Annotated in this window: 10 protein-coding genes and 1 pseudogene; 5 read left to right on the top strand and 6 right to left on the bottom strand. The window is 69.4% G+C overall.

All coding sequences use genetic code 11. From position 1 onward, the window contains the following. Nucleotides 1–20: 20 nt before the first annotated feature. On the bottom strand, nt 21–1,181 hold the full coding sequence (locus ACQEXA_RS60005; protein WP_433135159.1) for a DNA cytosine methyltransferase: 1,161 nt from the start codon (nt 1,179–1,181) through the stop codon (nt 21–23). A gap of 95 nt (nt 1,182–1,276) precedes the next feature. After that, on the bottom strand, nt 1,277–2,317 hold the full coding sequence (locus ACQEXA_RS60000; protein WP_433135157.1) for a DNA cytosine methyltransferase: 1,041 nt from the start codon (nt 2,315–2,317) through the stop codon (nt 1,277–1,279). Nucleotides 2,318–2,425: 108 nt separating this feature from the next. On the opposite strand from ACQEXA_RS60000, the gene ACQEXA_RS59995 reads away from it, so the two are divergent. Next, nucleotides 2,426–2,683 carry a hypothetical protein gene (locus ACQEXA_RS59995; protein WP_433135155.1) on the top strand — a complete coding sequence of 86 codons (258 nt, stop codon included), beginning with the start codon at nt 2,426–2,428 and terminating at the stop codon, nt 2,681–2,683. Between the two features lie 61 nt (nt 2,684–2,744). Here ACQEXA_RS59995 and ACQEXA_RS59990 read toward each other — a convergent pair whose 3' ends face one another. Then, a complete protein-coding gene (locus ACQEXA_RS59990) occupies nt 2,745–4,901 on the bottom strand; it encodes a UvrD-helicase domain-containing protein (protein WP_433135154.1) in 2,157 nt (718 codons plus the stop codon). A gap of 105 nt (nt 4,902–5,006) precedes the next feature. Between ACQEXA_RS59990 and ACQEXA_RS59985 the strand changes: the two are divergent. Then, nucleotides 5,007–6,182: pseudogene (locus tag ACQEXA_RS59985) on the top strand (helicase-related protein); the annotation flags it as partial. A 152-nt stretch (nt 6,183–6,334) separates the two neighbouring features. Here the strand turns inward: ACQEXA_RS59985 and ACQEXA_RS59980 are convergent. Continuing rightward, nucleotides 6,335–7,525, bottom strand: coding sequence for a DUF6236 family protein (locus tag ACQEXA_RS59980; protein ID WP_433135153.1), 1,191 nt, complete (start codon nt 7,523–7,525; stop codon nt 6,335–6,337). A 900-nt stretch (nt 7,526–8,425) separates the two neighbouring features. On the opposite strand from ACQEXA_RS59980, the gene ACQEXA_RS59975 reads away from it, so the two are divergent. The 3 genes from ACQEXA_RS59975 to ACQEXA_RS59965 are packed head-to-tail and all read left to right on the top strand — an operon-like array spanning nt 8,426 to nt 9,952. Next, nucleotides 8,426–8,623 (top strand): hypothetical protein, encoded by a 198-nt coding sequence (locus ACQEXA_RS59975; protein ID WP_433135152.1) that lies wholly within the window; start codon nt 8,426–8,428, stop codon nt 8,621–8,623. After that, the gene (locus tag ACQEXA_RS59970; RefSeq protein ID WP_433135151.1) at nt 8,620–9,231 is read left to right on the top strand and encodes an RNA polymerase sigma factor; all 612 of its coding nucleotides are present in this window, start codon (nt 8,620–8,622) and stop codon (nt 9,229–9,231) included. The genes ACQEXA_RS59975 and ACQEXA_RS59970 overlap by 4 nt, the downstream gene beginning before the upstream one ends. Continuing rightward, on the top strand, nt 9,221–9,952 hold the full coding sequence (locus ACQEXA_RS59965) for a hypothetical protein (protein ID WP_433135150.1): 732 nt from the start codon (nt 9,221–9,223) through the stop codon (nt 9,950–9,952). Before ACQEXA_RS59970 ends, ACQEXA_RS59965 begins: the two co-directional genes overlap by 11 nt. Nucleotides 9,953–10,109: 157 nt before the next feature. On the opposite strand, the gene ACQEXA_RS59960 is transcribed toward ACQEXA_RS59965, so the two are convergent. Both ACQEXA_RS59960 and ACQEXA_RS59955 read right to left on the bottom strand, forming a co-directional pair. Beyond that, a complete protein-coding gene (locus ACQEXA_RS59960) occupies nt 10,110–10,778 on the bottom strand; it encodes a hypothetical protein (RefSeq protein WP_433135149.1) in 669 nt (222 codons plus the stop codon). 251 nt (nt 10,779–11,029) lie between these two features. Continuing rightward, nucleotides 11,030–11,515, bottom strand: a complete 486-nt coding sequence (locus tag ACQEXA_RS59955) for a DUF6415 family natural product biosynthesis protein (RefSeq protein WP_433135148.1) — start codon at nt 11,513–11,515, stop codon at nt 11,030–11,032. Nucleotides 11,516–11,875: the final 360 nt, after the last annotated feature.

The raw sequence follows: 11,875 nt of genomic DNA, 5'->3' as shown, positions 1-11,875 counted from the left end.
CAGCCCAACGGCGCTGATGATCAACCCGCGTCTTCCGGCGCCTGCTCGGCGCCGGAAGGGGTGGGAGGAGTCCACTGCTCCAAGCGCTTCCACACCTCCTGGCCGGGCGGCTCGAGCCCGAGAGCGGCGCTGAGGATGTGCACGCCCAGCCGCGGCGGGATGGCGTTCCCGATCTGCTGGGCGATGGCACCACCGCGCCACGGGTACGCCCGTGGAAACGACTGGAGTTGGCCCGCCTCCGCATGGGTGAAGCGGCCGATGTCCCTGCCGTCCGACGTCTGCAATCGGTTTCGGGAGATCTTCCCCGTCACCGTCGCCGACGGCATCGTCGCATCACGCCGGCCACGCGCCTTGGGATCCCCGCCGGTCCCGTAGTTCGACACGACCACGAAGTGGTCCTTGCGCTCCAGCGCCGTCCTCATCGACACCCACGGCTCACGCTGCGGGGTACCCACGGAGGCCGCAACGCCCTTGCGGTAGGGGCGGTGGGTGGGCTCGGGAAAACGTGGACGCTCACCCAGACGCGCCAGCAGCACGGCACGGCGGCGGGTCTGCGGCACCCCGTACTCCTCGGTGTGGAGCACGAAGGCGCGCGGAGACGGCTTGGCCGGTCGGCGCGCACCGGTGACCTCGCCCAAAAGCAGCTGGCCATCCTCCTCCGGCGCCGCCGGCTCGACCAGGGGGAACTGGTAGCCGATCCGTTCGAGAACTTCGCCCATCGCCTCCCAGACCGGAAGCACGGCGGGCACCTGCTCCAAGACGATGGCCTCGTAGGGCCGCTCCCGGAAATGGGCCTCCAGCGCCCACTTCAGCGGCTGCAGAACCAGCGCGGTCCGCTCGTCGTCGAAGCCCTCGGCCTTCTTCATGACGAGGTCGAGGCCGTCGACGTCCTCTGCCGTGCCCAGGTCGTCCACCAGCGACAACACCCGCTCGAGTGCTCGGCGCCCGGCGCCAGAGCCGGCCACGGTGAACGTCTGGCACGGTGGCCCGCCCGCCAGCACGGTCGCCTGGCGCACCTTCGCGCTGTTCGGACCGTAGTCACGGACATCGCCATGCACGGTAAGCAGCTGGGCGGCCTTCCGCGTCTCGTAGGCGTCGTCGTCCCACTCGATGCCGATGGTTTTCTGATCGAGGATCTCGGCGGCGATGTCCAGACCTCCGGGGCCCGCGAACAAGTCCACGATACGCAAAGGTGCAGATGAGGACTGGTGAGGCTGTGCGGCGGTCATGATCTGGGAGTCTATAGCGACCCGGCCGGCAGCGGGGCCGCACCTGCTCATCGAGCCAGGAGCGCAGCCCGGATCGACAGCCCCAAGGCCTCGGCGAGCGGAGGCGGGGTCGCGTTGCCCACCTGCCGGTAGCGGGCGGTCTTGCGCCCCATGATCTTCCAGTCGTCGGGAAAGCCCTGCAGCAGGGCGACCTGCTCGACGGTGAGCGCCATCATGCCCTCGCGCCCCAATGCGGGATCCCAGTGGAAGTCCGGCCCCGGCACGGCATCCGCGATCGTGCCGCCGTCCACGCCCATGCGCGCCCACGCCCGCTTGGAACCCGTCATGCCGAGATCGGGGCCACCGCGCTCCCACGACCCCCCGACAATGGTCGGGGCCAGACGGTCGGCCTGCGCGGCCCACGCGGCCGCGCCGTCCCACCCACCGGCGGCCATCGACTCACCCAACACCATTCCCACCGTGAGCGGCGGGTCCAGCAGGCGCTCGGGGGCGCGAAAGCGGCCCAGACCCTCGCCCTTGAAGGCGACGAGCACCCCCTCCTCCCGGTCCTGCGGGACACCGTAGTCGGCCGCGTTCAGGACGAACCACGCGTGCTCGTAGCCGAGATGACCCAGCTCCGCCGCCACGAACTCACGCAACGGCGCATACGCGTCCTTGGTCACCACATCCGGCACGTTCTCCAACAACAGGGCTCGCGGCTGCACCCCGTACACCAACTCGATCGCGGCCTTGAACAGGCCCAGTTCGATGGCGCTACCGCGGGTGCGGTTGACCGCCGCGGTTCCCTTGACACGGGGAAGACCGCCGGCGAGGAGGTCGACGTCGTACACCTGCTGCTCTTCCGCGGGGTCGAAGGCCATCAGGTCGACGACCCGTACATCCCATTCGGGGTGATTTGTGCGGAGTGTTTCGCAGGCCACCGGTCGTTCGTCCAAGAGCAGCACCGGGTCGAAACCCGCACGTTCCAGGCCGAGCGCGAGGCCTCCCGCGCCGGCGCAGATCTCCAACGAGCGCAGCCGCGGGACGAGGCGGTCGGCATGCTGTGGCGGTGCCGGCTTCTCGACGTCGTCGAACCCTGCCATCGTCATGCCGTGCGCACCTCTCCAGACCAACATAGGGATCTTGGCGGACGGTGCCGAGACTAGCCCGACATCCGTCGGCGGGTGGCGCGGCCGTGGGACAGGTCTGACGCACCCATGCAAGCCCCGCTCCTGGCCGCCCGGCAGTCGAACAGGACACAGCCCTGGTGGAAGACTGGCTCCATGCTGCGCGAACCTTCCGAAGTGGAGATCGACGACAACGGTCGAGCCGAGATCCCCATGGGCATCCTGGTCGAGGCCGGCCTGGCCCCCGGCACCCGAGTCCTTGCCTACAGTGCCGGTGACGGCCGCATCGTGCTGCGCCGCGCCGAGGACGCGCTGGCGGAGTTGGCCGAAACCGGGAACCTGAGCTGAGCCACGACCTTCTTCGTCATCGAGAAGGTCGTGCTCGCCGACCACGATCCGGCTGCGGCGGTCACCGTTGTGCTCCCATCCCGTCGTCGGTAACGGGAGCGAGGAACGGGCTCGGGGTTCCGTGGCAGGAGACGAGCAGGTCCTCTCGAGCGCGGGTGCAGGCCACGAACAGCAGGCTCAGTTCAGTGGCGATGTCCTCCTGGTGTTGTTGCGGGTCGACGTCGGTGGGGGTGATGGCGGCACGCATCGGCACGATGCCCTCGCAGACGCCCAGCACGGCGACGCAGCGGAACTCCAGCCCCTTCATCCGGTGCATCGTCGCGATGCGCACACCTGCTCCGGGTGCCGAGCTGCCCAGGACATGCGTGGGCAGGCCGGCCCGCTCCAACGCGGTCGCCACGTCCCGGCCCAGCTGGATGAAGCGCACGGCCACGGCGATGTCTTCGGGGGCCACCCCCGAAGCCGTCCACTCGGCGATCTGGGCGACGGCCGCGGCGATCTCCTCGGCCTTGGACGCATAACGCGCGAGCGTGGGGCGGCGACCGTGCAGAGTGGATCGGTAGCCGGCCAGCGAGGCGTCCTCGTCGGCCGAGTCGACGGGAATACCGGTGAGCAGGGACGAGGCCCACTCCAGGATCTCGTGCGTCGTTCGGTAGTTGATCCGCAACCGGTGGGAACGCCCGGTGATCGAGATGCCCAGGGACCGCAGCGACACCTTGTTGCCGTAGATGCGCTGATGGGCATCACCCGCGATGAACAGGTCATCGCGCCCCTCCGGGACGAGCGCACGCACAAAGCGCCACTGGGCCGGGTGGAGGTCCTGTGCCTCGTCCACGATCACGTGACGGAACGGCGGCTCGGCCTGCTCGGCCAAGCGGCTCGTGGCCTGCGCGCAGATCTGCAGGAAGGTCCGCTCGCCCAACTGGTGCAGCTGCTGTTCGAACGCCTCGATGGCGCGCCACGCCTGCAGCCGTTGGATGGGCGGCAGGGCCGTGCCGCGTCCGTGGCGGGGGGCCTTGAGGTAGGCCTCGGGGCTGCGCAGGTCCTGGGCCAGGACGACATGGCGCCACTCCTGGTCCAAGAACACGTCGGCGAAGTCGAGGTTCAGCTGCCGGATGATGCGTGCCCAGCGGGCCGTGATCTCCTTTTGATCGGTGACCAGCTTGACGGGGCTGCCGCCGTGCGTGCCGCGCACGATGTCGTAGGCCAGCGCGTCCACGTTGATCACGGTGATCTTCGCCCGCAGCCGGTCGTCGGAAATCAACAGGCCCAGGCAACGCTCCAGTTCCGTCGCGAGCGCCCGGGTGTAGGTGGTGAGCAGGATGCGGCTGTCCGGCGCGTCGGCCGGCAGCCGCCGGGCCAGGTGCAAGGCGCGGTGCAGGGCGACCACCGTCTTCCCGGTGCCCGGGCCCCCGAGCACCTGGGCTGGGCCGCGGTAGGACTCCTGGTAGGCGATCCGGTACTGGCTGGGGTGCAGGAACACGCGCCAGGCATCGAAGGGCCTTTCCAAGATCTCGCGCAGCTCCTCCGTGCCCGACACCAGGGCGATGCGGCCGCGCGCGTGGGTCATGGCCGCATCCAGGGGATCGGCCGCCTGGTTAGTCGCGTCCCGAGCCGCCGCCGCATACACCTGCACCACCTCGCGGTCCACGGCCTCGGGGGACATGCCGCTGGCCAGCCCGAGCAGGACGTCGTACTGCTGCTCGGGAAGAACCCGGTGCAGGGCCTCCAGGTGGGCCTCGTCGGGGATGAGCCGGACAATGGGGATGATCTCGGCGTCGATGCCGAGGCTGCGCAGCACCTTGTCCGGGTACGTCGATTCCGCGAACAGTCGCGTGCCGTCCTGTCGTGTTGCTGCCCACAGTTGGGTGGTCGCCCGCTCCAGGGCCACGTCGTCACGGATCTCGATGCCCTGACTGGCGGCGTTCACCGAGGCGCGATGGTTTGCCGCCCAATGGTTGGCCTTGTCGTGCGGCAACACCTTCAGCAGCAGGTAGCCATCCCCCTGATCGGACTTGAGGACGACACCGCGCCAAAAGTCGGTGATCCGGATGGTACGCAGGCGCGGATCGCGCTGGTGCGTCAGTTTCTCCAGGTGGAGCCCGGCGTGCGTGGTGGCGGCGAACTTCTCAAACACCTCGAAGACGCGTTTTTGCACGTGCTTTTCGAGTCCCGCGAATTCCATCAGGAAGTCGCGGTGTATGCCGAGCCGCGCCATGACGCCCCCCGTACCCCCACCGTCGATAGTGGCGATCACTGTACTGACCATCCGGGTGGCCAGGGGAGGAGGGCCCCGGCTCGGGCAGGGGCGAAGCCCCGGCCCAGCCTCGAACTGGGCATCGACGTCGGCGACTTGGACCGCGTCATCCAGATCGACGCCCCGGCAAGCGTCGCCTCCTTCCTCCAGCGCATCGGACGTACCGGACGACGCCCCGGCTCCACCCGCAACTGTCTCTTCCTGGCCGTCGACGAAAGCGGTCTGCTCGGCGCCGCCGCCCTGCTGCTGCTGTGGTCCAGGGGCTGGGTCGAACCCGTCGTGCCCCCGCCCGAGCCCCGGCACATCGTCGCCCAGCAGATCCTCGCCCTGTGCCTGCAAGAACACCGCATCGGCGACAAACTCTGGCAGGAGTGGTGGGACGGCCTCGCCCCCTTCGGCCCGGGCGCCGAGCCCATCCTGCGGCACCTGGTCAGCGAGGGTTACCTCGACCAGGACGGCGGCATGCTGTTCATCGGCCCCGAGGCCGAACGCCGCTTCGGCCACCGCCACTTCATGAACCTCACCGCCGTCTTCACCGCCGCCCCCGAATTCACCGTCCTCAACGGTCGCACCGAAATCGGCAAGACCGACCCGACCCTGCTCACCGAGGAATGCGCCGGACCGCGACGCCTGCTGCTTGCCGGACGCAGCTGGCAGGTCACCTACATCGACTTCAACCGCAAACGCTGCTTCGTCGAACCCGTCGACGGCGGCGGCAAGGCCAAATGGAACGGCGGCGGCCTGCCCATGTCCTCCTACGACCTCACCCGCGCCGCCCGCGAAGTCCTTCTCGGCGAGGACCCGCTGGTCACGCTCACCAAACGCGCGCAAGGTGCCCTGGCACAACTGCGGGAGCAGGGCACGGAGACCGTCCACCCCGGCGGTAACGTGATCATCCGCGACGGGGCGGGCAAGGACCTGCGGTGGTGGACGTGGGCCGGCCACCGCGCCAACATCACCCTGGCCGCCACCCTCGCCGGCATCGCCGACCCCCTCCAACGAGGCGACGACCTGTACGTACGGCTGCGCTCCGACCTCACCCCACAAATGTGGAAGCAAGCCACCGCGGGCGCCGCCGACCGGCTCTGCCTCCCCGAGGTCGACCCCCGCGCCCTCAACGGCCTCAAATTCAACGCCGCCCTACCGCAACGCCTCGCCGAGGCCACCCTCGCGGCACGCCTTGCCGACCTCGCCCACGCTGCCCGGACGCTCACGGAGCCAGTGCGCTTCGTCGCCTTTTAAAATTGAAAGCCCATGGAGATTCGAAGCGGTGCCGGATCAGCCCGGCGCACGGTCGTCGCGTGGAGGAGCCGGTGGTCGCCGAGATGGTTGCCGCGCCCGAGTAGACCACAGAGAGAGCGGTCTCAACGGGTGGCCCAACGTTCGCCTTTGGGTTATGTCGTGCGCGCGTCGTGCCTACGTGGGTTTCGCACCCTGGCCAGCAGCGAGCGGGGCTTGAGCCCCTTCTCAACTCGGAGCAAATACGACTCGGGTGAGGCGCCGAGCTGGGCCTGCTGACCTTGCCTCCACGAGCGGCCGAGTCCCACCAGCGCGAAGGCCAGGCCGCCGGCTGCGGCGGCCGCTGGCTGCCCCGCCAACCAGCTGCCGCCCAATGCCGTGATGGCCGCTGGTAGTTCGAACTTCATGGCAGCTGCGCTCAGTGCAGTTTCCACGTTGAGCCCGCGCATCGCTGAGTGCAGATTGGCCAGCGGCTGCTTGAAGCGCCGTGCTACGACCTGGTCCAGGTATGCGGCGACGATGGCCGGATCAGCTGATTCCCGAGGCAGTCCGGCAAGTTCGTCGGCCGCGGCGCTCACGGCGTCGCGGAAGGCGTCGAACTCCGGCCCGCACTGCTTCCGGACTGCGACGATCTGCTCGGCCGGTACCGCCCGCAGGTTCTCTGGCACGACCAGTTGCATGGCGAGCATCGCGACCTGCGCGGCCGTACCTTCCACGCTTGCGAAGTCCTCAAGGTGTCCTGTGTTCCTCGGGCTGTCCGGTGCACTGGCCGGTTCGTTCAGCAACTCCAGCACACGGTCGGCGGTCCATGGCTCGGTCAGCGCGTAGCTGGCGATCCCGTCGGTGAGCGGTTCGAGTTCGTTGGCGCGTGCGAGATGCGCGGTGACGGCGCATTTGTAGGCCCAGGCGAGGCGTGGGTCCATGGCCAGCCATTGGCCTGATTCGCGGGCAGCCGTGCCGACATGGATCTCGCGGGTGGTCTCCAGGGCGAGACCGGCTCCGGTCAGCGCCTCCCGGAGCGGGGGTGCGACCTCATCGCGGTACACCCCAGCGAGCCGTCTCAGGGGCCGGGGTGGCGACCCGTACACCGCGGCGTGCGCGTTCGGCAGCCACGAGTTGGCCGCACCGTCGGTGACGTGCACATTGTTCGGACGGACAGCGAGGTCTGCAGCGAATACCCCGAACTCCCTGACTAGCTGGAATGTGTCGCGTTCGATGGCCTCGATGAAGATCCCTGCCACAGCGGTGGCCGAATGGTCCGGCGGCACACTGACCACGAATTCGAGCTCGTCCGCCAGCACCGCAGCTGTGCGGCTATCTCGAACTGCATAGCCGCGTGGCACCACCCGTGCGATCCGTGGCCAGTACAGTGCCGCCAGCTTCAGCCACTGCTCATTCCGGAAGTGGATGTACGGGTAGTACAAGCCCATCCGTTGCATTGATCCCCCCTCTTAGGACTTCCGCCGAGCCTAGGGCAACGGCATCAGCCTGCGTGAGAGTCGGGCGACCTCGCGAACCGCGGGTCACGTACCCATGCCGTTGGCGGTGGCGGTGGCTTCTCTGACGTGGGACCAACCCACCCGACTGCTCTCGGATCAGACCCCCGCGAGTGCGCACCGTGGCGCGGCGGGCCAGTTCGGTGGCTCGGGGCTCTTTGCGCCGCTGGTAGACGGAGAGGGCTGATCGCAGTGATGTGATCGTGATTGGTTCGGCGGCCGACTTCCGGCGCGTTTGCTGACGGGGCGTGCCCCGACGGGGTTCACATCGTCCGCGGGTGGGACGGCAGGACCTGCGTCCTGTGAGGAACCGGGGGTGGAGGTGCGGCTGCTGCCGCCGGAGGGTCCCGCCCGGGGTGGCCGTCGGTGAGGTGTCGGCGCCGTGCGTACGGAAGTGGTGCAGGTCCGGGTTCAGTCGCAAGGAAGTGATGTGGGTCACTTGTTATGCACGTTCGGCTGCATAGCAGATTTGCGCAAATCATGGCAGATGGCCGGGCGGGTTCGAGGCGTGCAGGTGGCCGGGGTGGCGTATGGGGTGGCGCGCGGCGGCGGAGGAGGGTGCGTACGGGCGTGCGAGGTTTGCTGTAACCGGAAAGCTACTCTCCGTTAAAAAGTGCTGGTGAGGACGCTGCACGAACCAGCCCAGGCTCGGTGTTTCCTGGCGTCCAGGAGCAACCAGGCTCCAGGCACCGACAGTTGAGCGCGCGGGAAGGCCGGGTCGGTGCCGCGCGAGATGCAAAAGGAAACACCGTGACACTGGACGACGCTGCCAGCCTCCTGCTGGCCTCGGCCGCCGCGGCGCGGGCGTTCGCGCCCGACGTCCGCAGCGGAGTGCGGCGCATGCTGGGCGCCGGGGTCCGCCTCGGTGCGGAAAGCCTCATCGCACAGCAGAGGCCTCCCGCCCGCCCCGAGACCTCCCGTTTGGACGAAGCCGGAGGCAGCCGGTGACCGGTCAACCCCCCGACGAGCACGGCGAGCGCGCCCTGCGCGAGCCCAGCGACGTCATGCCGCCGGCCTTCTGGGCCTTCCACGACCTGTACCACCAGGCCTACTTCGAATACGCCTACGTGCAGTTAGGCCACCAGGTCACCGCAGACAAACTGGTCGACCAGACCTTCGTATTCCTGGCCGTGATCTGGCAGCAGGTCACCGCACGAGACAACCCCGAGGCCTTCGCCTGGAGGCTCTTGAAAGAACGGGTGGCCAGCGAGCTGGAAGCCCAGGGCCGCGACGCGGCCGCTTTGGAGACACTGGCGTTCGAACGCGCCATACGGGCGGCCTGCAACCCGATCCTGGACGGCTTCCGCGACGAGTTCCGCGCGCAGGTTACCGAACTCGAAGACGGCCTGGGCCTATATGCGGCAATGGCCCGCCTGCCGGAGCGCCAGTTTGATGTCATGGTGCTGCAGTTCGCCCTGGGATTCACAACCAAGCGGACCGCCCTGGTCATGGGCGTGTGCGAGGCAACGGTCCGCTCCACCCGACGCGCCGCCAAACGCCGCCTGGCCGCAGACCTCGGGCTTCAGGCTGGCGAGGACACCCACGATGAGGAGTGACACCCCCATGCGCCCCCACCAGCCGCGCACCATAGACGACTCCCTCGCCCGCGCCCGCATCAACGGCGACTACACCCCCGCCCACCGCACAGCCTCCCGCCGCCGCATCACCGACCAGCTCCTCGAACTGCGCTGGATCAACACCCTCACCGAACCCGTCGGCACACCACCAGGCTCGGCACAGGGCATGCTGCTGCACGAGCAGGCCGGGGACGAGCTCCGGGCCGTCTGCCAAGGCGTCATCCACCAAGACGACGCCGCCCGCCGCATCGCCCGCTTCGACACGGCCCGCGACCCCGGCGGCGCCCTCGCCTTCGCATGCCTGCTCATGCTGGCCGACCGCGAGGAAGGCGCCCAGTTCTGGCTCCAGTACGCCGCCGGCAGCGGCCAGGCCACCGGTGCCATCTGCCTCTACCTCATGCACTTACGCCGCGGCGAATGGCGCGACGCCCGCTACTGGGCCAAACAGGTCGAAGCCCTCGAGGACGAACCCTGCCAGTACGCCCCGGTGCCCCATGAGGTCGTCAACGCCGCACCCCGGCCCGGCGGAGTGGAAGTCCGCCTCGCCCTGCCAGATGCCGCTGTGGCCGTGTCGGAGGACGCCGTCAGGGACGCAGTCGAGGACCTGGCCGTCGACCAGGTCGACGGCCTGGGCACCATCCCGCAGCCCAGCGCGGCACTCGCCCGCCAGCTCGAAGACCTCGTCACCGCCGACCACTGAAGGCACCCCTGCAGCCCCAGCGTCAGATGGGAGAGTCCCCGGTGCCGGGCCGGGTGGGGGAGGGCGAGTGGCCCGGCACCGGGGCGGGGGCCCGCCCCCCTGCGTCCGGCCGGGGGCTGCCAGGGCAAAGGGGCGGGGGCTTGAGGAAGCTGCGGGGTCACGGGTCGGGGAGGTCGCCCAGGCTGATGATGGTGTAGGCGCGTAGCTGTCGCACCATCTGTGAGGCGAGGAACCAGCCGAGGCTGGGATGCCCGTAGGGCAGTGCCTCGTCGGTGGTGGGCAGCGCTTGGAGACCGCCGTGGCCGTACTGGTAGGGGGTGCCGATCACCCCGTACAGCGGGGCGCTGTGCACGAGAAAGACGGTTGGCCGCCCGGCGAGGTGAGGACACTGCTCCGCGGCCAGGCGGGCGTGCTCGAGGCAGACCGGTGGCTGCGCGGTGCGTACCACTGCATCCTCGGACCGCACCTCACCCGGCCCGGTGAGGAAGATGATGCCGTGGCGGGTGCGGGCGCTTTGGGTGCACACCTGGCAGCGCAACTGCTGCATGGTCTCGCGTTGCCTCGAAGGGTGGACCATCCGCCAGCGTGGCCGGCCGGTGGGCAGGCCGCCGGCGCCGATGGTTTGGGAGCAGCGGCCCCACAGCACGCCGCGCAGGTCTCGGTCCTCACGGAGCTCGTCCCAGTAGCCGAGCTGAAGGCGCCCGTCGGGGCCGCGCATGCCGCGCAGCGATAGCAGCAGGTCGGGGCGCTCGCCCTCGCGGCTGGTGATATAGGGCACGAGCCGGCTCGCGGCCGGGTCTGCTGCGCTGGCTGTGCTGGCGGTCATCGGATGGTTCCCATTCGAGGTGAGGGTTGAAGGGTGTGGTGAGGCGCCCGCCCCAGGCTCGACCTGTTCAGGGGCGGCAGCCTGGCGGGCGTGCGTGGGCGCGCCCCGCTGCGACCCTGGCGAGACACTCTCGGCGGGATGGCCGACGTGGCTGTGCTCCAGCCTTCGGTGAGGCGGGTGCTGGTGCGGCCCTGACCCGAAGCGGCCACCATGGGCCCCGGCCCGTATTCACCGGGCGCGGTGGGTTTTCATCACCGGCGGCGCACGGTATGGGCGCACCGCGTGTGGATGCGGCCTGCGCAGGCGGCTCCGCCGGAGGGACTGACATGCCCGTACGAAACCGAGTCCTCGCGATCTCTGATCGGCCTGTCGCAGGCCAGACACATCTCCACGCCGGTCAGCGCCTCGTAGTGGTCGCACAAGGCCGTAAGGGAGCGCGCCAGCCTCCGGGCGTACGCCACGGCCCGGTCCGGCCCGTCACCAACCGTGGCCCGCAGCTTGACGCGGGCCTCGCCGATGCAGGCGAGTGCGCAGTACCGGGGCACGTCATCCTCCGGCAGCCTCACGGCCGCCTGCTCAACTTCGGCGATGATCAACTGCATGTGGCCGCGCAGCAGACCGGTCAGCCAGGCCAGCTCCTCGCCCTCCGGTGACTCGGCGCCCGGCCCGATCAGGCGGCTGATGCTCTGCCGCATGGTGTCGATATCGACGGGCTGCGTGAGGGCTGCTGCGGTCACTGGGACTGCTCCGATCCGCAGGGCGGCTCGACCATCTGGTGGACGGCCTGCACCAACGCGGCCGCTGGCATCAGCCTTGTGTTCCGGCGCGGGTCAAGGCTGCGGTGCAGGTTCGCTGTCTCTCCGGCTGCTCGGCACGGGATATGTGCTGCAAAGGGGCGAGTGCCGTCGATTTTCCGGGCGTTGACGGCTGAGTCCGACGCGGATAAGAGCGCGGCTCTGGTGGTGTCCTGCGCCGGTGAGCCAGAGCGTGCACCACGGGGTGTCGTCGAGGCCGGGCCCAGCTTGTGCCCACCACGCGTTGGCCCGCGCTGATGCCGGCTGGGCGTCACGGTGCGCGGGGTTACGGTCGGGAAGCGG

It is taken from the genome of Streptomyces sp. CA-106110, from assembly GCF_050936285.1.
GTDB lineage: Bacteria > Actinomycetota > Actinomycetes > Streptomycetales > Streptomycetaceae > Streptomyces.
This window is presented reverse-complemented; position numbering and strand designations above follow the sequence as displayed.